We start from the raw sequence: 24,536 nt of genomic DNA, 5'->3' as shown, positions 1-24,536 counted from the left end.
ATCAGGGTAAATCTGCTGTTCATTCGTATCTTTGAGATAGCTATCGCGAGCAGGCTCGCTCCCACAGAAAAGCAAAGCAGCGCAGCTGCCCGCGGCGAAGCCGCCCCACTCAACAATGAGCGTTAGCTCGAGTGCTTTTGATCTTGATCTACCGGCGACGTCGGAAGGCTGAGCGGAGGGATTGATCCGGGCGTGGGAGCGCAGCGACCGTCTGGCGCAGCCAGACACAGCGGAAGGAGGTGCAGCGAAGCAAACCGGAAACGCTGCGCCCGGATCGATCCCGCAGCGAAGGAACCCGAGCCTGCGAGGGCCGAACGCAGGAGCAAGCGTTTTTTTGCTTACTTTTTTTAGGCGTTTGTAAAAAAAGTGAGTCGCCGTAAGGGCGAAACCTTAGGTAGTCGTTACCGCAGCGATGGATATGTACTCACTCAAAATGCCCCCACCGCCCCAAAAAAAGCCTCCGCGAGCAAGCTCGCTCCTACAAGGGATTGCGACCAATTCAGAGAGTGTGTGTGTTTGAACCAATCTAGAGCTGTCGGCCCTTGACCTTCAGGTGCCGCGCATACCAAGGGCGCTGTGGCACTTTGCGGAACAGCTCGGTCATGTTGTCTTCATCGCCGAAGGTGATACGCAGCGCCAGCTTCATGGTCTCCGGGTCCATCTCCACTGAGCGTCCGACTTGCAGGCCGGGCACGGTGCTGCAGCCGTGGGTGTCGGGGCCGAGCCAGGGGTCGGCGACTTCCACCCAGCGTCCCGGTGCAAACCACGGCACGCCGTTGACTTCCAGACGACTCACTTCGCCCGGGTGAAAACGTTCATGGGCGCGGAACCAGTCTTCCAGGCGATCATCAATCCAGCCATGGAAACGCCAGAACACCGGATTCACATGGGAGGAAAACGGGTCGCCGAGAAAGTCGTTTTCCGGCGCATACCAGCGCGCAGCGAAGTCTGCCTGATCGCGCGCCATCGGCACTGGAATGTCGTTGGATGGGTCACGCGCCACCGAAGCCCAGCGCATGTGCAGCCAGTCGTGCAGGCCCAGTTCGACTTCCGAACCGAACTGGCCAAGGGTCAATTTCGACAAGTAACGCGGGTCACGGTACTGCGATTCCCAGACCAGGAAATTGCTCTGGAAAGTCTCCGCCGCTTTGATGTCGCTGACCCACTTGGTGTACTCGTCATCGCCCTCGGCCAGCCAGGTCGGCGGCAGCGAATTGCCGTCATGATTGTCGAAGTAACGGGCGAAACCCTGGCGGTCCCGCTCCAGCTCAGGCTGCGGCTGCGGGAACGCCGGCCAGGAAGGTAGATCCTGCATCGAGCGGGCGATGCCGAGCATGTGCCGATGCATAAAGAAAAAGTCCACGCCCGAGCCATTGCGATCCTTGCTCGGCCCACGGGCGTCGCGCTCCTTGTCACGCGGCCCGGGCTGCCAGCCGATGCCGCGCAGCGCTTCGCGTTTTTTCTCCGGGAGCTTGTGCCACTTGTCGCGGGTGGCGTGCCAGAGCTGGTGGAACAACCGATGCTCGGGCGCCACCAGCCAGGCCAACAGTTGCGGATTAAGCCCGGTGCGTTCGCGGGCCTCGGGAAAACGTCGTTTGATGGCGATGAACTGGTTGTCCAGCTCGGGCAACTCCAACGGCCGATCCAGACGCAGCACTTCCCCGGTGAACGTGGCGCTGCCGGCATTGCCGAACGCCGCCCAGACTTCATCCAGTTTGACTTTGAATTCATACACCGGCGGCGCAAGTGGCGCCTCGGTGCGCAGCAGGCGCCAATACATCTCGGCGCCGTTGCCCGGTGCCAGATCGCCAATTACTTGATAACGCACAGGCCCTTCGGCACGCAGATTCGCTCCGGTGTCGAGATAACCGCGCAGGCCGCGACCACGGTGGGCGATGTCGAGAAACAGCTCCAGGCCTTGCGCCGGCAAACCATCAAGCCCGGCCGCCGCACCGGTAAAGCGAATGTCCCAGACCCCACGCAAATTGTCCGCCAGCTGTTGCCCGGCGGTGTCCGCCAGATCGACCGTGGCCTCGCCCGGGGTGATCGGAAACTCCTCGCGAGTCAGTTCACGATGTGCATAAAAAGCGGCAGGCAGCGCGGCGCCCGTGAGTGCCATGCCCGCCATGAACCAGCGTCGAGAGATCGTCATTGCCCTACCTGTGTCAGCCATGAAGCAGGCTTTATCCAAGCTAGAACGTTTGCTCGGCGGGGAAATTTACGCCGCCGGCAAAACATCCCTGCGCCGCCGCCGAGCATTTGTAACGCACACCTAAATTAGCCGTTCAGCCACTCGTTCTTCCCAGATAGCAAAGGCCCCTGCGCCTGTACCTCGACGGCGAACCTGAATGAGATGGCAATGACAAAACCGCGTTGGAAAAAGGCTCTATTCATCGGCCTGCCGCTGGCCCTGGCGATCAGTGCCGGCGCAGGATTTCTGGCCTGGGATTACCTGAACAACCCCGGCTATCCGGTGAAGGTGATGAAACAGGCGACGGAGTTGCAGGATCGCCTGCTGTCGTTCGACAGCCACATCACCGTACCGCTGAGTTTCGGCAGCCACGACCACGAAGCCGACAAGGATGGCTCGGGCCAGTTCGACCTCATCAAGGCCAATCGCGGACGCCTGTCCGGCGCCGCGCTGACGGTGTTCGGCTGGCCGGAAATGTGGAACGGCCCGAATGCCCCGCACCGTCCGACCGAGGGTTTTGTCGAAGAAGCGCGCAATCAGCAGGAGGTGCGCTACAAGATCATTTCCGGGATCGTCCGCGACTTTCCCAATCAGGCCGGCATCGCCTACACGCCGGATGATTTCCGCCGCCTGCATGGCGAAGGCAAGTTTGCGATTTTCATCAGCATGCTCAACGCCTACCCGCTGGGCAATGACCTGAGCAAGCTCGACCTGTGGGCCGGGCGCGGCATGCGCATGTTCGGTTTCAGTTACATCGGCAACAACAGCTGGGCCGACTCGTCGCGGCCGCTGCCGTTTTTCAATGATTCGCCCGACGCCCTCGATGGTCTGTCGGACATCGGCAAACAAGCGGTGCAGCGCTTGAACGATCTGGGCGTGATCATCGACGTTTCGCAGATGTCGACCAAGGCCCTCGAGCAAGTCGCCGAACTGAGCCGTACACCGCTGGTGGCCTCGCACTCGGCGCCACGGGCGGCGGTGGATATCCCGCGCAACCTCAGCGACAAAGAACTGCAACTGATCAAAAACAGTGGCGGCGTGGTGCAAGTCGTCGCCTTCTCGCAGTACCTGAAACCGCTGACCCAGGGCACGCAGGACAAACTCAATGCGTTGCGTGCGCGCTTCGATCTGCCGCCACTGCCCAATCTGGCCATGGCACTGATGCCGGGCGATCCGATCATCACCGCCTGGTCGGAACAGAAGCTCGGCCAATACGCCAGCGGCCTCTACGCGATCCTCGAAGAAGAACCGAAAGCCACCCTAAAGGACTTCGGCGACGCCATCGATTACACAGTGCGCAAGATCGGTATCGACCACGTCGGCATCGCCTCGGACTTCAACGACGGCGGCGGCATCAAGGGCTGGGAAAACGTCGGCGAGATTCGCAACGTCACCGCCGAACTGCTGCAGCGCGGCTACTCCGAAGCGGACATCGCCAAGCTCTGGGGCGGCAACTTCATGCGCGTTTGGGATCAGGTGCAAAAAGCCGCGAAACCGGCGCTGGCGTCACGCCAGGAGGTGGCCCGGCCATGACCGATCGTCGCACTTTTCTCAAGCAGGCCAGCCTGCTCGCCGCCGCCCTGCCCCTGGGCGCCAGCCTGAGTGCTCCGGCGGCCATCGCTGCCGTGCCGACTGCGTCGCGAGACAAATGGGCGCAATTGCGTCAAATGTTCGATCAGGATCCCCAAGCGATTCACTTCGCCAATTTCCTCGTCACCTCGCATCCGAAACCGGTGCGCGAAGCGATCGAACGCCATCGCGCGGCGCTGGATCTGAATCCGGGTCTGGCGATGGATTGGGATCTGGGCGTCACCGAGAAGCGCGAAGAAAACGTGCGCCATTGGGCCGGCCAGTATCTGCAAGCCAAACCGGCGCAGATCGCCCTGACCGGCAGCACCACCGAAGGCCTCGCGATGATCTACGGCAGCGTGCAGGTGCGCGCGGATCAGGAAATTCTCACCACGGTTCACGAACATTATTCGACGCGCAACATTCTCGATTTCCGCAGCCGTCGTGACGGTACGCGCGTGCGCAAACTCAAGCTGTTCGAAACCCCGCAGAGCATTTCTCTGGATCAGGTACTCGACACGATCAATCGCAACATCCGCCCCGAGACCCGCGTGCTGGGCATGACCTGGGTGCATTCGGGCAGCGGCGTGAAGCTGCCGATCAGCGACATCTCGCGGCTGGTCGACGAGCACAACCGTCAGCGCGACGACCAGGACCGGCTGATCTACGTGGTCGATGGCGTGCACGGTTTTGGCGTCGACGACTTGAGTTTCCCGCAGATGAACTGCGACTTTTTCATCGCCGGCACGCACAAGTGGATGTTCGGCCCGCGCGGCACCGGCATCGTTTGCAGCCGCGCCGAAGAACTGAAATACGTCAGCCCCAGCGTGCCGACCTTCTCCGAGGCCACGGCCTTCTCGACCATCATGACCCCGGGCGGCTACCACGCCTTCGAGCATCGCTGGGCGCTGGACGAAGCCTTCAAGTTGCACCTGCAACTGGGCAAGGCCGAGGTGCAGACGCGCATTCATCAGCTCAACAGTTACCTCAAGCAACGCCTGCAAGAGCACCGCAACATCGAACTGGTCACCCCGCTCGACTCGCAGTTCTCCGCCGGCTTCACTTTCTTCCGGATCAAGGGCCAGGACAGCGATGAAGTAGCTGCCTGGCTGATGCAGAACCGGGTGATCTGCGACGCGGTCAGCCGCGACGTCGGGCCGGTGATTCGCACCGCACCGGGCTTGCTCAACAACGAAGCCGAAGTGGATCGCTTCATGGACATCCTCGGCACCAAGCTGCGTGCCTGACCCTCGACTGCCGTTTTCCTTTCAAAGAGACGACCCATGAAAAAGCCTCACGCGTCACTCCTCTCCAAAACCCTGCCCGCACTGGCGCTCAGCGCCCTCTGCGGCGCACTGATGCCCGGCACCGCGCACGCGGCGACAGCACCCGCTGCGGGCAAAGTGTTCAAGGATTGCAAGGACTGCCCGGAAATGGTCGTGTTGCCGACCGGCAGCTACACCATGGGCACACCGGACGATGAGGTCGGCCGGCAGCCCGACGAAGGCCCGCTGCACACGGTGACGTTCAGCAAACCATTCGCTATCAGCCGCTCGCAGGTGCTGGTGGGCGAATGGGACGCCTATGTCCGCGAGACCGGCAACAAACCTTACGACTTCGATGACCGCCCCGGCCGCCGCTGCACCGCCGGCAAGCCGGAATTCAAACAGACGCCACGCGACCCGGCCGTGTGCATGAACGTCGCCGAAGCCCAGGGCTACATCGACTGGCTGTCGAAAAAGACCGGGCACGCCTATCGCCTGCAAAGCGAATCGATCCGCGAATACGCCGCCCGGGGCGGCAGCACCGGGCCTTTCCCGTTCCCGTTCGATGAGGGCAAGGATTACCAGATATCCAAACACGCCAACACCTATGGCGCAGCCGACGGCTACAACTTCACCTCGCCGGCCGGCACCTTCCCGGCCAATGCGTTTGGCGTGTTCGACGCCCACGGCAACGTCTACGAATGGACCGCCGACTGCTACCACCCGGACTACTCCGGCGTGCCCGCCGACGGTCGCCCATGGACCCAGGAAAACTGCGAACGCCAAGTCATGCGCGGCAACGACTGGGGCGAGGCGCCGATCTTCTCGCGCTCGGGCAACCGCAACAGCAGCTGGCCGACCAGCAAGGGCGACTGGCTGGGCTTTCGCGTAGTACGCGACCTCTGATCCCGCCCTCGACGAGCGCAGCCACGCCTGCGCTCGGTTAAAGAAACTCCGCGACCATTCGTTTTCCTTAAGTACCGGCACTCCCTCCGCATCGAAGCAGGAATCCTCCATGACCAAGCCTACGCGTGGGGCGATCAACGAATTGTTCGCCCTGCTCAAGCCCTTCCGCCTGATCGTCTCGGCGTCCATCGTGCTCGGCATGCTCGGCGGCCTGAGCGTCACCGTGCTGCTGGCGACCATCAACAACGCCCTGCATTCCGATGACGGCCTGACCCGCACCGTGGTGATGATCTTTGCCGGCCTCTGTGCCCTGGCCCTGCTGACCACGATCCTGTCGGACATCGGCACCAACTACGTCGGCCAGCACATCATCGCCAAACTGCGCAAAGAGCTGGGGGAGAAGGTCCTGTCGGCGCCGATCGACCAGATCGAACGCTATCGCAGCCATCGCCTGATTCCGGTGCTGACCCACGACGTCGACACCATCAGCGACTTCGCCTTCGCCTTCGCGCCGCTGGCGATTTCCATGACCGTGACCCTTGGTTGTCTCGGCTATCTGGCCATGCTGTCGTGGCCGATGTTCCTGATGATGCTGGTGGCCATCGCCATCGGCACCACCATCCAGGCCATCGCCCGGGCCAAAGGCATGCGCGGTTTCTACGCCGCCCGCGATTCCGAAGACGAACTGCAGAAGCACTACAACGCAATTGCCGAAGGCGCCAAGGAACTGCGCATTCACCGCCCGCGCCGCCAGCGCATGTTCGTCGCCGGCATTCAGAAAACCGCCGAGAAAATCTGCGACACCCAAATCAGATCGATCAACACCTTCGTCATCGCCAAGTCGTTTGGCTCGATGCTGTTCTTCGTGGTCATCGGCATGGCCCTGGCCCTGCAATCGCTGTGGCCGAGTGCCGACAAAGCGGTGATGAGCGGATTCGTTCTGGTGCTGCTGTACATGAAGGGACCGCTGGAACACCTGATCAGCACCCTGCCGATCATCAGCCGCGCGCAGATTGCCTTCCGCCGCATCGCCGAGCTGAGTGAACAGTTCTCCTCACCGGAACCGCACCTGTTGCTGCAGGATCAGGGCGGCAAGCCGGCCGCCGTCAATAGTCTGGAACTGCGCAACGTGCGCTACGCCTTCCCGGCGGTGGAAGGCAGCGAGCCGTTCCGCCTCGGCCCGGTGAACCTGCGCATCGAACAGGGCGACATTGTGTTTATCGTCGGTGAGAACGGCTGCGGCAAGACCACGCTGATCAAATTGCTGCTGGGCCTGTACGCGCCGACCGAGGGCGAAATTCGCGTTAACGACAAGCCGATCACTGCGGTCAATCGCGATGATTACCGGCAGAACTTCACGACGATCTTCGCCGACTACTACCTGTTCGATGATCTGATTCAGGGCGATCGTGAAGTGCCGCAGGATGCCACCCGCTACCTGGAACGTCTGGAGATCGCGCACAAGGTCAGCGTGCGCGACGGCGCCTTCAGCACTACCGACCTGTCCACCGGTCAGCGCAAACGCCTGGCACTGGTCAACGCCTGGCTCGAAGAGCGCCCGGTGCTGGTGTTCGATGAATGGGCGGCGGATCAGGACCCGACCTTCCGGCGGATTTTCTATACCGAGTTGCTGCCCGACCTCAAGCGTCTGGGCAAAACCATCATCGTGATTTCCCACGACGACCGTTACTTCGACGTCGCCGATCAACTGGTGCGCATGGAGGCCGGCAAGGTCAAAAGCGAACTGCAAACCGCTTGATCGAAGCAGCCGCGACCGGGCCGGAGAAAAACTTTTCCGGTTTGCCGCGGCTTCCTCGTCTTAATGAGATGAATAAGAACCATTAACAACTATACCTGCCAAGGTCTTAACCTCATGTCCGCATCCCGTTTCATGCTTCGCCCTCTGACTCGAGCCCTGCTGATGCACGGCGCGACCCGCACACGCCTGGCCGGTAGCGGCCTGGGTCTGGCACTGACCCTCGCGGCAGCGCCGTATGTCCAGGCCCAGGAATGGACCCTGAACATCCCGGCCCAACCGCTGGCCCAGGCCCTGCAAACCCTCGGTCAGCAGACCAGCCTGCAAATCATCTACAGCCCGGAAAGCCTGCAAGGCCTGCGCTCCAGCGCCCTCAACGGCCGCTACCAGGATGACGAGTCACTGAAGGCGATGCTCAGCGGCACCGGCATTCGCTATCAGCGTGACGGCAACACCGTCACCGTGCTCGGCCCGGCCACCAGCGGCAACGCGATGGAACTGGCGCCGACCAACGTCAACGCCAACCGCCTCGGCGCCACCACCGAAGGCAGCAACTCCTACACCACCGGCGGCGTGACCATCGGCAAAGGCGTGCACTCGCTCAAGGAAACGCCGCAGTCGGTCACGGTGATGACCCGCAAGATGCTCGACGACCAGAACCTCAACACCATCGAACAGGTGATGGAGAAGACCCCGGGCATCACCGTCTACGACTCGCCCATGGGCGGCAAATATTTCTACTCGCGCGGTTTCCGCATGACCGGCCAGTACCAGTACGACGGCGTGCCGCTGGACATCGGCAGCAGCTACGTGCAGGCGGACAGCTTCAACAGCGACATGGCCATCTACGACCGCGTGGAAATCCTCCGCGGCGCGGCGGGCATGATGAAGGGCGCGGGCGGCACCGCCGGCGGCGTCAACTTCGTGCGCAAGCGCGGCCAGGACACCCCGCACACGCAGCTGTCGCTGTCGGCCGGCACCTGGGACAACTACCGCGGCCAGGTCGACACCGGCGGACCGCTGAACGACGCCGGCACTGTCCGTGGCCGCGCAGTGGTGACCCAGCAGACCCGTAAGTATTTCTACGATGTGGCTGAACGCCGCGACCAGATCTACTACGGCGCCCTGGACTTCGACCTCAGCCCCGACACCACCCTCGGTCTGGGCATGGCCTATGAAGACGTCGACGCCACCCCGTGCTGGGGCGGCCTGCCGCGCTACGCCGACGGCTCCGACCTGCACCTGAAACGCTCCACCTGCCTGAACACCTCGTGGAACAACCAGCGCAGCAAACGCGCCACCTACTTCGCCGACGTCAAACACCAGTTCAACGATGACTGGTCGCTGAAAGTCGCTGGCGTGTACTCGCGCAACACCCAGGACATGGAATATTCCTTCCCGAGCGGCACAGTGCCCTTGGGCGCGACCGCCACCAACACGCTGATGCTCGGCAGTACCTATGATTACGATCAGCGCGACTACGGTTTCGATGCTTACGTCGACGGCAAATTCGACGCATTCGGCCAGCAGCACGAACTGATCGTCGGCGCCAACGCCAGCCGTTCGCACAAGGACGACTTCTACGCGGTGGCGGCATTGCCACAGCGCCAGAACGTGTTCAACCCGAACCACAACATCCCGCAGCCGGATGAAAGCTACTACCTGGCCAACGCCTCCCGTGGCGGCCCGGTGGACATGCACATCAAGCAATACGGCGCCTACTCGATCGCCCGCCTGAAACTCGCCGACCCGATGACCCTGGTACTCGGCAGCCGGGTCAGCTGGTACAAATCCGACACTGACTCGGTGCAGTACTTCCGTGGCGAAGGCACCGAGGTCAACACCCAGTCCACCGAAACCGGCCAGGTCACGCCCTTCGCCGGCCTGCTCTACGACCTCAACGACAACCTGACCGCCTACGCCAGCTACACCGACATCTTCACCCCGCAAGGCTCGTACAAAACCATCGACGGCAGCACGCTCAAGCCGCTGATTGGCCAGAGCTACGAGCTGGGGATCAAGGGTGAGTGGTACGACGGTCGTCTGAACACCACGTTCAACCTGTTCCGCACCATCCAGAAAGACGCGGCCCAGGATGACCTGCGGTGCGAAGACAGTTCGTGCCAGATCAACTCGGGCAAGGTCCGCGCCCAGGGCTTTGAAGCTGAAGTCAGCGGTGAAGTGATCGACCGCCTGCAACTGTTGGCCGGTTATACCTACACCCAGACCAAGGTGCTGGAAGATGCCGATGCCACTCAGGATGGCGCGGTCTACAACTCCTACGTGCCGCGTCACCTGTTGCGCGTCTGGGGTGATTACGCCCTGAGCGGGCCGCTGGACCGTGTGACGATTGGTGCGGGTGTCAATGCGCAGACGGGCACCTACCGGGTTTCGCCTCTGGGCGGGGACAATGTCGACGGCGCGGGTTATGCGGTCTGGAACGGTCGCATTGGTTATCGGATTGATGACACCTGGTCGGTGGCGTTGAACGGCAACAACCTGTTCGACAAGCGTTATTACGCGACCATTGGTACCGAGGGGTTCGGTAACTTCTACGGTGATCCGCGCAATTTTGTGATGTCGGTGAAGGCTGATTTCTGATTTTTTGATTTTTTGATTTGAGCTGTGAGAGAGCCCCGCATTGTGAGATGCGGGGCTTTTTGGTTTTTGGGATTGGGGATTGGGGGGCATATCCGTTGCTGCGGGTGCTGCCGCTGGCGGTTTCGCTCTTACAGCGAGTCACCTTTTCCAAACGCCGAAAAGGTAACCCAAAAGGCTTTGCCCCGGCGTACGGCCCGCTCGCTGGAGCTCGGGGTACCTTCGTTACGGGACCGATCCGGGCGCAGCGGCTCCGGTTGGCTTCGCTGCACCTACACTCGCTGTGTACGACTGCGTCGTACGGTCGCTACGCTCCCACCCCCGGATCGATCCCGTAACGAAGCCTGCCGAGGGGGCAAAAGATCAAAAGCAAAAGCCAAAGCCAGATCAAGAGCCCCTCACCCTAGCCCTCTCCCAGAGGGAGAGGGGACTGACCGAGGTGTTTGGGCGAAACACGCCGACTTGCGATACCGAGTCGAATGCAGGTTTTGAACACCGCAAAAATCGGCTCCCTCTCCCTCGGGAGAGGGCTGGGGTGAGGGGCGAATCCAACACAGATCCAAAGCAGACCACACGCTTTTCACCACTCAACAATGAGCGTTAGCTCGAGTGCTTTTGATCTTGATCCACCGGCGACGTCGGAAGGCTGAGTGGAGGGATTGATCCGGGGGTGGGAGCGCAGCGACCGTTCGACGAAGTCGAACACAGCGAGTGTAGGTGCAGCGAAGCAAACCGGAGCCGCTGCGCCCGGATCGATCCCGCAGCGAAGGAACCCGAGCCTGCGAGGGCCGAACGCAGGAGCTAGCGTTTTTTGCTTACTTTTTTAGGCGCTTGTAAAAAAGTAAGTCGCCGTAAGGGCGAAACCGCCAGCAGCAACACCAAAAAAAACGGATATTCACCCCATCCAAAAAGCCCGCGCAAGCGCCCCACCCACCCTCGAATAAACCTCCAGAACCCCAGGCACCACCGTCCCCAACCGCAACAAATCATGAGTCAACCCGGCACAAACCTCGACCTCGACCTCAACCCCCTGCCCACGCAGCCTGTCGACATAAGCCTGCCCCTCATCCAGCAACGGATCAAACCCGGCCAATACGACAATGGCCGGCGCCACCCCACGCAAATCCTCCGCCAGCAACGGCGAAAAACGCCAATCCAGATAATCCTCCGGCCCTCGCGCATAGTGCTGATAAAACCACTCCAGCGTGTCGTTCTCGAGCAGGTACCCCTCACCAAACAACAGCCGCGAATCATGCACCCGCGAAGCATCGGTCACCGGATAACACAACAACTGCGCCTTGGGCGCGATAGCCACCGTGTGCGGCTGCACCACTGCCTGAATCGCCAGCACCGTCGCCAACGTGGCACCCGCGCTGTCGCCACCAAACGCAACGCGCGAACCATCCAGGCCGAGGCTCGCAGCCTCTTCGGCCAGCCAGGCCAAAGCGTCCTCGCCATCCTCCAGCGCTGTCGGAAAGCGATGCTCCGGCGCCAGTCGATAACCGACCGAGAGCACCGCACACGGCGTGCGCTGGCAAAACTCGCGGCAGACGCCGTCGTGGGAATCCAGACTGCCGACCACAAACCCGCCACCGTGGAAATACACCAGCACCGGCAGCGGCGATTCAATACCGTTGGGCCGATACAAACGCAACGCCAGCGCCGCACCGTCACGGGCCTGTGTTTCGATCTCGGTGACTTCAACATCCTGCGGCGCCGGCCAGCGCAGTTGCGCGGTGGTCTGCTCGAAGGTGGCGCGGGCCTCGCTCGGGGTCAGTTGGTGCATGGCCGGCAGGCCGGCGTCCTGGCTGTCTTGAGCGAGGTCAAGGAAAGCTTCCAGATCAGGGTGTAACGACATCGTTAAAAATCCTTGTATCCGCAATAAGACGGGCGCGCCTGGGCAGCGCCCGCGCAAAAGACCGGGCGATCAACCCACACGCGCCATGCAATGTTCGATCAACGCTTCAAGTTCACGCTGGTAATCGCTCATCAGCGCATCCATGGTGCCGGCGCGGTAACGCTGGCTGCTGTAGATGCAGCGCAAGGCCAGTTGCCCGTCATAGACCTGGCCGACGATTTCCAGCCAGTTGCCCAGGTTGGCCTTGAGGCTGTAGTTGTCGCCGGTTTCTTCCAGTGCCGGCACCAGCAACGCCTGTTCATCGAAGCTCTGGTCGAACTGCCCGAGGTAGTTGAACGTCACCCGTGCCTGCGGCAATGCAGCCAGTTGCGCCGAGATTTCCGGCCCGGCCAGATGACGCAGCACGCCATAGCCGATGCCCTTCTGCGGTACGCCCGCCAGTTGCGCCTGCACATCGATGATCGACTGGCCGATGTCATCGCTGTCCGGGCGCAAACGCACCGGGAACATGCTGGTGAACCAGCCGAGGCTGCGGCTCAGGTCGATCGATTCGAAGAGGTCTTCGCGCCCGTGCCCTTCGAGCAGAATCAACGCCGACGGTTGCTGGCTCCAGCGGCACAGGGCGCGGCTGAGCGCTGACAACAGCAAGTCGTTGATCTGCGTGCCGTACACCGCCGGGGCCTGTTTGAGCAGTTGTTCGGTGTGCTCGCGGGACAGCTTGAGCCGCGCCTGCGCCTGTTGCCGCACGAGGTTCTTGCCGCGCGGGTTGTCGCACGGCAGATCAACGCCGGGCTGATCCAGTTGCTCCAGCCAATAGCTCAATTCCTGCTCGGCAATCACCGGCGCCTGCGCCTGCAATGCCTCGGCAAACGAACGATAACTGCTGGTGCGAATCGGCAGTTGCGGCGCCAGCCCCTGCACGCACGCCTCATAAGCGACTTTCAGATCGTCGAGCAGAATCCGCCACGACACGGTGTCGACCACCAGGTGATGAATCACCACCAGCAACCGCGCCTGGCCATCCGGCAAGGCCACATGCATGACCCGCCAGACCGGCCCGTCATCGAGTTTGAGGCTGCGCTGCGCGAGGTTGGCCAAGGCTTCGACCTCTTCGCTGCTTTGCGCTTCACGGCGCCACAGCACAGCCTCGTCGGACGCGCTGCTGCTATAGCGCTGCAACCAGCGCCCGCCGTCGTTGGAAAAACGCAGACGCAACGAATCGTGATGCTGTTCGATCAAGCCCAGGGCCTGCTCCAGTGCATCCAGATCCAGCGGCTGACGTGCGCTGAGCAGCAACGACTGGTTGTAGTGATGCGCCTCGGCCATGCCTTCGGCGAAGAACCATTGCTGGATCGGCAGCAAATTGAACGCACCCTCTGCAGCGACCTGAGTCAGGTCCGGCAACGCTTGCCCGGCGCCCTCCTTCGCCACTTGCTGCTCTACGATGCCGGCGATGGTTTGATAGCGCATCAGATCACGCAGCTTCAGCTCCATCTGCAGGGTCGGGTGGTTTCTCACCCGCGAGATCACTTGCAGGCTGAGGATCGAATCGCCGCCCAGTTCAAAGAAGTTATCGCTGATACCGACCTGCTCGACCTGCAACACCTGCGCCCAGATTTCCGCCAGCAGGCGTTCCTGCTCGGTGCGCGGGGCAACATATTCGTCGCTTTTGAACTCCGGCTCCGGCAAGGCCTTGCGATCGAGCTTGCCGTTGGGCGTGACCGGGAACGCGCTGAGGCAGACGATCTGCGCCGGCACCATGTATTCCGGCAGCGAAGCGCGCAGCCCGGCCTTGAGTTCATCGCCGATATCATCACCCGTGGCAGTGACCACATAACCGATCAGTTGCTTGCCGGAGGCATTGTCGCGGGCAATCACCAGCGCATCGCTGACCGCCGGCAACTGACGCAGGCTGGCCTCGACTTCGCCCAGCTCGATGCGGAAGCCACGCACCTTGACCTGATGGTCGATGCGCCCGACGTAATCGACCACGCCGTCCGGGCGACGGCGCACCAGATCGCCGCTGCGGTACAGGCGTTCGCCGGGCGCAAACGGGTTGGGCACGAAGCGCTCGCCGGTCAGATCGGGGCGTCCGTAGTAACCACGGGCGACGCCGTAACCGCCGATGTACAACTCACCGGCAAAACCCGGCGGCAGCGGATTCAGATCGTCGTCGAGCACGTACAACGAACGCGCACCGACCGCGCGGCCAATCGGCGCGTATGCCGCTTCGCACTGCTGGCTGATGGCGACTTTCCAGAGCATCGGCGTGACCACGGTTTCGGTCGGGCCGTAGCCGTTGGTGAAGTATTGCGGACGCAACGCCGCTTTCACCTGTTCGAAAGTCTGCTCCGGCACCGCATCGCCACCGAAGCAGTAGATGCGCACTGGCGGCGGCGCAATGCCGCTGGCGGCTGCGTACTCGGCCAGTTGCTTGAGATAGGCCGGCGGGAAACAAGCGATGGTCACGCCGTAATCGTGCAGGGCCTGATAGGTCTGCTCCGGCGTCCACAAACAACCGTCGCGGATCACCAGACGACCGCCGCTGTACAGCGTACTCAGCCAGCGTTCGTGAGCGCCGTCGAAAGCGAAGGACATGAAGTGCAGCTCGCAACTGCTCGCGTCCATTTCGTACAACTCGGCGATCGCCTGGCAGTGCATGCTCAGCGGTCCCTGGGTCACGGCCACGCCTTTCGGCCGTCCGGTGGAGCCGGAGGTGTAAACCAGATAGGCCAGGCTCTGCTCATGAACATCGCAGACCGGGACCGCGTCACTGTAAAGACTGCGATCGAGCTGATCGATTTCCAGACGCCGCACGCCGTTAGGCGCCGGCAACGTCGCACGCAGGCTGGTTTGCGTCAGCAGCAGCGCCATGCGCGAATCTTCGATCATGTACGCCAAGCGCTCGGGCGGATAATCGATGTCCAGCGGCACGTACGCCGCACCGCTCTTGAGCACGGCGAGGAAGCTCACCAGCATTTCCAGCGAGCGCGGCAACGCCACGCCGATCACCACTTCCGGCCCGGCGCCGTGCGCGATCAGGCACTGCGCGAGTCGATTGGCCTGCCGCTCCAGCTCTGCGTAGCTCAGGCTTTCGCCGGCGCATTGCACCGCGATCGCGTCGGGCTGCTGTTGCGCATGACGACTGATCAACTCCGGCAACAGGCGAGGTTCATGGCGGTGCGCCGGCTCGGCGCTCCAGGTCTGCGCCGCTTGCCATTGTTCGGCGGACAGACGCTGCAAGTTGCCCAGCCGCTCATACGGCGCGGCCATCATCGCCGCGAGGGTGTTTTCCAGGGTCAGGCGAATGCCTTCTACCGCCTCGGCGCTGAAGTGGCTGCGCAGGTACAGGTACTCGATCGACAATTCGTCGCCGAGCATCACCGCAAGGTCCATCGGCACGTTGGTCACGCCGTGGCCGATGGATTTGCCGAAGGTCAGCTCGGTGTCGGTTTCTTCCTGCAAGCGCTCGTCGATCGGGAAGTTCTCGAACACCACGATGCTGTCGAACAGCGCCTGACCACCGAGGTTCGACCAGCGCTGCACATCGGCCAGCGGTGCCTGGGAGTAATCGCGAATGTCGAGGTTGTAGGCCTGCACTTCGCCCAGCCAGTCGGCCAGGCGCTGATCGGCCTGTGGGGTCTGAATGATCGGCAACGTGTTGATGAACAGGCCGAGCATGTTGCCGACGTTCGGCAGACTTTCCGGACGCCCCGATACGGTGGCGCCGAAGGTCACCGTCTGCTGGCCGGTGTAGCGTTGCAACAGCAGCAGCCACGCGCCCTGAATCAGCGTGTTGGGGGTGATGCGCAAATCGCGGCAGAACTCCAGCAGGCGCGCGGTTTGCGCTTTGTCCCAATTTGAATAGAGCGCATCGTGACCGGTAACGTCGGCACTGTGGCGCGGGTGCATCGCCTGACTCAGCGCGGTCGGTTCGTTGACCACCGCCAGACGCGCCTTCCAGAACAGCTCTTGGGCATCCTGATCCTGCGCCTGCAACCAGGCAATAAAGTCGCGATAGCGGCCGTTTTCGCCAGTCACCTGGCCCGTGGAATAGAACTGCAAGACCTCGCCGAACAACCGCGAACTGCTCCAGCCATCCATCAGAATGTGGTGGCTGGTCCAGATCATCTGGTACTGCTCGTCGCCCAGCTGCAGCAGGGTCACCCGCTGCAAACGCGCCTCGGACAAGTCGAAGCCCAGCGCGCGGTCGGCACTGGCAAATTCGGCAATCGCCGCCTCGCTGCAGTCCTGCCCACGCCAATCGAGCACCTGCATCTGCAACGGCGCCTGGCGATGCACTACCTGCAGCGGCTTGGCCAGCCCATCCTGCCAATGGAAACTGGTGCGCAGGATCGCCTGACGGACAATGATGAATTCCCAGGCCTTGCGGAAACGCTCCACGTCGAGGCCCTTGATCGGCAGGCTGACCTGTTGCACGTAGAGGCTGCTGCCGTTATCCGACAGCGTATGGAACAGCATGCCTTCCTGCATCGGCGACAGCGGATAGACGTCTTCGATCAGTTCCGCCGGCACCGGCAAGGCATCGAGTTGCGCCTGATCCAATTGCGCCAACGGGTAGTCGCTGACGCTGGCGGATTGCGCGTCTTCAAGCGAAACCACTGCGGCCAGTTTCTGCACCGTCTGCTGCTGGAACAGGTCCTTGGGCGTGAAGCAAATGCCCTGCTGCCGAGCGCGGCTGACCAGTTGAATCGAGATGATCGAATCGCCGCCGAGGGCGAAGAAGTTGTCGGTCACGCCGACCTGCTCGATCTTCAGAATGTCCTGCCAGACCTCGGCCAACTGCTGCTCCAGCGGCGTCGAAGGCGCGACGTAATCGCGTTGCGCCTGACTGGCGTCCGGTGCCGGCAGAGCCTTGCGATCAAGTTTGCCGTTGGGTGTCAGCGGCAACTGTTCGAGGAACAGCCACTGCGCCGGCACCATGTAGTCCGGCAGATGCGCCTTGAGCGCGGTTTGCAGCGCAGTGCTCAGCGCGTCCAGTTGCGCAAGACTCTGATCAGCCTCGGCCGGCACCACATAAGCCACCAGTTGCTGGCCGCCAACGCCATCCACCGCCAGCACCACGCCTTCGCGCACACTGGCCTGGGCCAGCAGACGCGCTTCGATTTCCCCCAGTTCGATACGGAAGCCGCGCACCTTGACCTGATGGTCGATGCGGCCGACGTATTCGATACGGCCGTCATCCAGAAAACGTGTCAGGTCGCCGGTGCGGTACATGCGCTCGCCGTTGCTCGCCAACGGGTTGGGCACGAAACGTTCGGCGGTCAGGCCCGGGCGCAACAGATAGCCACGGGTGATGCCCTCACCGGCCAGATACAGCTCCGCTGCGATGCCGAGCGGTGCTGCCTGCAATTGCCCGTCGAGCAGGTACGCGGTGGTGTTGCGCAGTGGCCGGCCGATATTGGCCTGGCCGCCGAGTTCGCGGCGGGTCCAGGTCGAATACGTGGTGTCTTCGGAAGGCCCGTACAGATCGTAAACGTGGGCGACCGAAGTCTCGCGGTACAAGGTGTCAACCAGCGCCTGTTTGAGCGGCTCGCCGGCCAGATTGATGATGCGCACGCCCGCCGGGATCTGGCCGATGCGTTGTAGCGCGGCAATCGCCGATGGCACGGTGTTGATCAGGCGCACCTGATCACGCTCGGGCAAGTCCGCCAGCTCCAGAGCATTGCGTGCGATGACCATGGATCCGCCGCGCGCAAGGGTGACGAAAATCTCCCACACCGACAGGTCGAAGCACACCGACGTCGAGGCCAGCACGCCTTGCAGATCGTCCTCGCTGTAGACCTCGGCGGACCAATGAATCAGCGCCTGCACGTTGCGATGGGCGATGGCCACGCCTTTCGGTTTGCCGGTGGAACCGGAGGTGTAGATCACGTAGGCCAGATTGGCCGAATCGGCGCGCGCCGGCAGGTTGTCAGGTGCCTGCGCGGCGAACGCCTCGCCGCCGGCCTCGACCAGCACCACGTGTGCTTCGCTGGATGGCAGTTGCGCCAGCAACGCTTGCTGGGTCAGCAGAACTTTCGCCTGGCTGTCGTCGAGCATGTAGGCCACGCGGTCGGCCGGGTAGTCCGGGTCCAGCGGCACGTAGGTGCCGCCGGCCTTGAGCACCGCCATCAGGGCGATCACCAGTTCCGCCGAACGCGGCAGCGCCACGCCGACGCGCACTTCGGCGGTGACACCCAGCGTCACCAAATGCCGGGCCAACTGGTTTGCCCGCCGGTTCAGTTCGCCGTAGCTCAGGGCCACGCCGGCATGACTCAACGCCAGTGCCTGCGGATGTGCTGCGACCCTTGCTTCAAAGCTCTGCGAGATCAGCCGCTCGGCCGGATAAGCCGCGTGATTGTCGTTCCACTGCGCCAGCGTCTGCCGTTCGGCCAGCGGCAGCAGACCGATCTCGCCGAGTGCCCGCTGCGGCGCTGCGATAAATTGCTCGAGCACTTCACGCAAATGCGCCGCCAGACCAAGCACGCTGCGCTCGGCGAAGTGTTCGGTGAGGTAGTTGAAATCGAGGTTGAGCACTTGGCTGGCGCCGGCGATCAGGGTCAGACCGTAGTTGGTCTGCTCGCGATGCTCCAGACCGGAAAAGCGCAGCCCGCCCGGATTGCCCTCCAGCGCTTCGGACACCGGGTAGTTCTCGAACACCAGCAAAGTGTCGAACAACGCTTCGCCACTCAATGCGGCCAGACGCTGAATGTCCTGCAACGGCGTCTGTTCGTAGTCGCGCAACAGCAGGTTCTTGTCCTGCACGCTGCGCACCCAGTCGCCCACACTGAGGGTGGCCTGAGGGCTGGCGATCACCGGCAGAGTGTTGATGAACAGCCCCAGCTGTTCTTCGATGCCCGGCAAATCCACCGGACGCCCGGATACCGTGGCGCCAAACGCAACGGTGGCCTGGCCGGTATAGCGCTGCAACACCAGCAGCCATGCCGCCTGCACCAGGCTGTTGAGGGTCACCTGTTGCTGACGGGAGAAGCTGTTCAGACGCTGGGTCAACGCTTCATCGAAATGCAGACGATGCATCTGTTTGCCCGGCCCCGGCACGGTGCGTCCGTGGCAGGCGGAGGCCAGTCGGGTCGGCTCGTCGAGTTCGGCCAGTTGCCCGCGCCAGAATTCCTGCGCGGCCGCCTTGTCCTGGCCCTGTAGCCACACCAGAAAATCCCGATAGCGACCCTGCGCGCTCGGCACCGGCTGGCCGGCGTAATCCTGCAGCACCTCGCCGAACATCCGCGAGTTGCTCCAGCCATCCATGAGGATGTGGTGGCAGGTGAAAATCAGTCGATGGCGATCGTCGGCAGTGCGCAGCAGGCACAGGCGCAACAGCGGCGGATTCTGCAGATCGAAGCCACGTTCGCGGTCGGCCTGCGCCCGTGCTTCAAGCACCGCCGGCAGATCGGCGGCATCGCGCACATCGATTTCCGGCATTTCCAGGGTCAGTTGGCGGTTGATCACCTGCAACGGCGCATCGAGGCCATCGCGGCCCCAGATGAAACCGGCGCGCAGCACTTCATGGCGATCGACCACCCGTTGCCAGGCTTGCTGGAACCGCGCGACGTCGAGGCCGTCGATGTCCAGCAGCATCTGATAGACGTAGGCGCTGGCATCCGCGTCGTACAGGCTGTGGAACAGAATGCCCTGCTGCATCGGCGCCAGCGGATAGATGTCCTCGATGCGCTGGGCGGCGATCGGCAGGCTGTCCAGATGCGCCTGGGACAAACCGGCCAGCGGCACGTCGGACGGAGTCAGCCCCCCGGAATGACTGAGGCAGTGCTCGATCAATTCGCTCAGCGCCACTTCGTAGGCGCGGGCCAAACCGACAATGGTCGCCTCCTCGAAGACGTCGCTGCTGTAGGTCCAGGTCAGGCTCAACTGGCCCTGATAAACCCGGCCATCGATGGTCAGCCAATTGGCCATCGGCGCGTTTGCGTCCTGACCGGCGCCCTTGTCTTCGGTGGCCGGCCGCCACAAGGCGTCTTCGTCGAAGTTGTTATCGAACTGGCCGAGGTAGTTGAACGTTACCTGCGGTTGCGCCAGTTCATGCAGTGCCGCTTGTGCTTCGGCGGTACCGAGATAACGCAGCAAGCCGAAGCCGATGCCCTTGTTCGGGATCGCGCGCAGTTGCTCCTTGATGCCTTTGATCGAGGTTTCCAGGCTGGCGTTTGGTGTCAGGCGCACCGGGAACATGCTGGTGAACCAGCCCACGGTGCGGCTCAAGTCGATGTCATCGAAGAGGTCTTCGCGGCCATGGCCTTCGAGCTGCACCAACGTGCTGTCGCTAGCGGTCCACTCGCAGAGCACCCGCGCCAGTGCGGTCAGCAGCAGGTCGTTGACCTGAGTGCGGTAGGCCGCCGGGGCCTGTTGCAGCAGCTGGCGAGTGCGTTCGGCGTCCAGCCGCGTGTCGACGCTGCGTTCGAAGCGGTTGTTCAACTGGCCCTGCGGATTATCCAGCGGCAAACCGAGCGGAACGTCGCGCAACTGTTCGCGCCAGTAGCTCAGTTCGCTGCCCAGCGCCGCGCTGCGCGCATGTTCTTGCAGGCGCAAGCCCCAGTCCTTGAACGCGCTGGTCTTGGCCGGCAGATGCACGCTCTGTCCGCTGCTGATCTGCTGATAGGCGCTTTGCAGGTCTTCGAGCAGGATTCGCCACGACACGCCATCGACCACCAGGTGATGAATCACCAGCAACAGACGCTGACTGGCGTCCGGCATATCGACCAGCGCCGCGCGGATCAGCGGGCCGTTGTGCAGGTCGAGGCTGCGTTGCAGGTCAAGGCACAGCGCTGGCAATGCCGCGCCGTCGTCCAGCGTGAAAGTGCGCAATAACGCTTGTGGCTGATCCGCCGCGCCGTGGCTTTGCTGCCAGCCCTGCTCGGTTTGGCGATAACGCAGACGCAAGGCGTCATGCTGTTTTTGCATCTGCGCCAGGGCCTGTTGCAGCGCTGCGGCTTGCAGGGTTTTCGCCGGGGACAGCAGGATCGACTGGTTCCAGTGATGCCGCGCCGGGATGTCACTGTGGAAGAAATACTGCTGGATCGGCGTCAGCGGCGCATCGCCAAGCACTTCACCCTGCTCCGTCTGCACGGCGTCGCTCTGTTGCGCGACGGTGGCCAGACGCTGCACGGTCTGATGCTGAAAAATGTCCTTGGGCGTAAAGCGAATGCCGGCCTGCCGCGCGCGGCTGACCACTTGAATCGAAATGATCGAATCGCCGCCCAGCTCGAAGAAATTATCGTGAAGCCCGACCCGCTCGACCTTGAGCACGTCCTGCCAGATCTCCGCCAGACGCTGTTCCAGTTCGCTGCGCGGCGCCGCATAAGCCTCTTGCACTTGCGCAACGTCCGGCTGCGGCAGTTGTTTGCGATCGAGCTTGCCGTTGGCGGTCAGCGGCAGTCGGTCGAGGAACGCCCAACTGACCGGGACCATGTAATCGGGCAGGGTTTCGCGCAGGTGCGCCTTGATCGAATCGCGCAGGGCGCCCTGCTCGTCCGCGTTCACTGCCTCGACGGGCACGACCCAGGTCGCCAGTTGCTGACCGCTGAGACCGTCCACCGCCAGCACCACCGCTTCGCGCACCTGTGGATGCTTGAGCAGTTGCGCTTCGATTTCGCCGAGCTCGATGCGGAAGCCACGGATCTTCACTTGGTGGTCGATACGGCCGATGTACTCGATCACCCCGTCGCCGCGCAGCCGTGCAAGGTCGCCGGTACGGTATAGGCGCTCGCCTGCCTTGCGATTGAACGGGTCGGGCACGAAGCGGGTGGCGCTCATTCCGGCCTGATTCAGATAACCACGGGCGAGACCGGCGCCAGCGATGTACAACTCACCGATGCAGCCTTGCGGCACCAGGTTGAGCGAGCTGTCGAGCAAGTACCACGACAGGTCGACAATCGGCGCGCCAATCGGGCTGCTGTGATTGCTCTGCATATCCGCCAGCGACAATGGCCGGTAGGTCACGTGCACGGTGGTTTCAGTGATGCCGTACATGTTGATCAGCGTCGGCGCGTGATCGCCAAAACGCTCGAACCACGGACGCAGATTCTGTACTTCCAGCGCCTCGCCGCCGAACACCACGTAACGCAGGGCATTGCTGCGACTCGACTCGCAGGCGACTTGCATCAACGGCTTGAATGCCGACGGTGTCTGGTTCAGCACCGTGACATTTTCATCGCACAGCAGCGTGTAGAAATCCTCTGGCGAACGGCTGACGTCGTGGGGCACGACCACCAGTTTGCCGCCGTACAACAGCGCGCCGAAAATCTCCCACACCGAAAAGTCGAACGCGTAGGAGTGGAACAGCGTCCAGCTGTCCTGCGCGCCGAAATCGAACCAGTGCGCGGTGGCGCTGAACAGGCGCATGACGTTGCCGTGCGGCAGCAACGCGCCCTTGGGTTTGCCGGTGGAACCGGAGGTGTAGATGACGTAGGCCAGATTGTCCGGCGTGGTCAGGCATGGCGGGTTACTCGAGATGCCGTGTTCCGGCGCCTGATTCAGATCGAGGCAGACCAGCCCCGGCGGCAGCGGCAATTGCCCGAGCAAATGGCCTTGGGTCAACAGCAATCGAATACCGCTGTCGTCGATCATGTAGCTCAAGCGCTCATCCGGGTAGCTCGGGTCCAGCGGCACATAGGCGCCGCCCGCTTTCAGCACCGCGAGAATGGCGACGATCATGTCCAGCGAACGCTCCACCGCCACGCCGACGCGCACGTCCGGGCCGACGCCCTGCTCGAGCAGCGTATGCGCCCACAGGTTGGCGCGGCGATTGAGTTCAGCGTAGGTCAGGCGTTGTCCTGCGAAGGTCACGGCCACCGCGTCGGCATGCCGCTCGGCCTGGGCCTCAATGGCTTGCTGGATGCACGGCGTCAGCGGTTGTTCAATCAGCGACGGATTCCATTGCGCCAACAGCTGTTGCTGCTGGCCGGCGTCGAGCATCGGCAATTGGCCGATGCACCGGGTCGGCTCGGCGACGATCGCCTGCAACAGCGCGGTCCAGTGTTGCGCCAGTCGCTCGATGGTCGCTGCGTCGAACAGGTCGGTGGCGTACTTGAGTACCGCTTCGATACCGTGCGCCTGTTCGGTAGTGTTGAGGGTCAGGTCGAATTGCGCGGTCTGGCTCTGCCATTCCAGCGGTTCGATGTTCAGGCCGTTGAGGCGTGTGGCGACGCTTGCGCGGCGCTCGGCCTGGTGGTTGAACATCACCTGGAACAGCGGACTGTGGCTGAGGCTGCGGCCCGGCTCCAGCGCTTCGACCAGTTGCTCGAAGGGCAAGTCCTGATGCGCCTGCGCCTCCTGCGCGGTCTGTTTGACCTGACGCAGCAGTTCGACAAACGGCAGCTCTGCGTCGATGTCCGCCTTGAGCACCTGGGTGTTGACGAAGAAGCCGATCAGGCGCTCGATTTCCACTCGGCCACGGTTGGCCACCGGCACGCCGACACGGATGTCGCTTTGCCCGCTGTAGCGATGCAGCAAGGCCTGAAACGAAGCCAGCAGCAACACGAACAGGGTGACGTTTTCCTGCCGGGCAAAGGCCTTGAGGGCATGGCTCAGCGCCGGATCAAGAATCAGGTTATGGCTGGCGCCGGCGAAGCTTTGATCGACCGCGCGCGGGCGATCCAGCGGCAACTCCAGCACCGGTTGTTCGCCGCCGAGTTTTGCCTGCCAGTAGGCCAGCTGCCGCTCCTGCTCACCGGCCTCCATCCACTGGCGCTGCCACAAGGCGTAATCGGCGTATTGAATCGGCAGCGCCGGCAGACCGGCGTCGTGACCGAGGTTGAAACCGGCATAGAGCTGCACCAGTTCCTCGATCATCACTTGCAGCGACCAGCCATCGGAAACGATGTGATGCAGGGTCAGCACCAGCACATGCTCAGCGGGGTTGACCTGTAGCAGCGCGGCACGCAGCAACGGGCCGTGCTGCAGGTCGAAAGTCTTCTGGCTCTGGGTCTGGACGAAAGCCTCGATCGAACGCTCCGGGTCATTCGCCAGATCAGCGCTCAGGTGATGAATATCGAGGGTAAAAGGTCCTGCGGGCAGGACCACTTGCAAGGGTTGCGCGCTGTCTTGAGAGAACACCGTGCGCAAGGTTTCGTGGCGCTCGATCAACGCCGCGATGCTGCGCTCCAGTGCCGGCACATCCAGCGGCCCCTGCAAGCGCAGGGCCGTCGGAATGTTGTAGGCCGCGCTGTGCGGTGCCCACTGCCAGAGGAACCACTGGCGCTGCTGAGCGTAGGACAGCAGCAACGGCTCTTCAGCCGTGCGCTTGAAAACCGGGGCAATGTCAAAGAGGTTGACGCCTTTCTGCTTGAGCAGAACCGCCAGAGCCTTTCTTTGCTTAGCCGAAAGTTGTCCTACCGACTCGATTAACTCTTGCACGCGTTTTTC

The 24,536-nt window shown here is 62.6% G+C and carries 8 protein-coding genes; 5 read left to right on the top strand and 3 right to left on the bottom strand.

Translation table 11 applies throughout. The features are described 5' to 3' along the window. Positions 1-526 precede the first annotated feature (526 nt). Positions 527-2,152, bottom strand: a complete 1,626-nt coding sequence (pvdP, locus tag AB4N73_RS04315) for a pyoverdine maturation tyrosinase PvdP (protein ID WP_460142964.1) — start codon at positions 2,150-2,152, stop codon at positions 527-529. A gap of 207 nt (positions 2,153-2,359) precedes the next feature. Here pvdP and pvdM point away from each other — a divergent pair, with 207 nt between their 5' ends. The 5 genes from pvdM to AB4N73_RS04290 all read left to right on the top strand — a co-directional run bounded on the left by pvdM (position 2,360) and on the right by AB4N73_RS04290 (position 10,288). Then, positions 2,360-3,724 carry a pyoverdine-tailoring dipeptidase-like protein PvdM gene (gene pvdM, locus AB4N73_RS04310; RefSeq protein WP_460142963.1) on the top strand — a complete coding sequence of 455 codons (1,365 nt, stop codon included), beginning with the start codon at positions 2,360-2,362 and terminating at the stop codon, positions 3,722-3,724. Continuing rightward, positions 3,721-5,007: a pyoverdine-tailoring periplasmic protein PvdN gene (gene pvdN, locus AB4N73_RS04305; protein ID WP_460142962.1), complete on the top strand. Its 1,287-nt coding sequence runs from the start codon at positions 3,721-3,723 to the stop codon at positions 5,005-5,007. The genes pvdM and pvdN overlap by 4 nt, the downstream gene beginning before the upstream one ends. A gap of 36 nt (positions 5,008-5,043) precedes the next feature. Next, entirely contained in the window at positions 5,044-5,931 is an 888-nt protein-coding gene (gene pvdO / locus AB4N73_RS04300) for a dihydropyoverdine dehydrogenase (protein ID WP_460142961.1), read from the top strand. A gap of 109 nt (positions 5,932-6,040) precedes the next feature. Beyond that, a complete protein-coding gene (locus AB4N73_RS04295; protein ID WP_150635778.1) occupies positions 6,041-7,690 on the top strand; it encodes a cyclic peptide export ABC transporter in 1,650 nt (549 codons plus the stop codon). 114 nt (positions 7,691-7,804) lie between these two features. Beyond that, positions 7,805-10,288 carry a TonB-dependent siderophore receptor gene (locus tag AB4N73_RS04290; protein ID WP_177342708.1) on the top strand — a complete coding sequence of 828 codons (2,484 nt, stop codon included), beginning with the start codon at positions 7,805-7,807 and terminating at the stop codon, positions 10,286-10,288. A gap of 892 nt (positions 10,289-11,180) precedes the next feature. Here the strand turns inward: AB4N73_RS04290 and AB4N73_RS04285 are convergent. Together AB4N73_RS04285 and AB4N73_RS04280 are read right to left on the bottom strand one after the other, a co-directional pair. After that, positions 11,181-12,143, bottom strand: a complete 963-nt coding sequence (locus tag AB4N73_RS04285) for an alpha/beta hydrolase (RefSeq protein WP_406228692.1) — start codon at positions 12,141-12,143, stop codon at positions 11,181-11,183. A 69-nt stretch (positions 12,144-12,212) separates the two neighbouring features. Next, positions 12,213-24,527, bottom strand: a complete 12,315-nt coding sequence (locus AB4N73_RS04280) for a non-ribosomal peptide synthase/polyketide synthase (RefSeq protein WP_460142960.1) — start codon at positions 24,525-24,527, stop codon at positions 12,213-12,215. Between the last annotated feature and the right edge of the window lie 9 nt (positions 24,528-24,536).

It is taken from the genome of Pseudomonas sp. S3_B08 (assembly GCF_054667725.1).
This window is presented reverse-complemented; position numbering and strand designations above follow the sequence as displayed.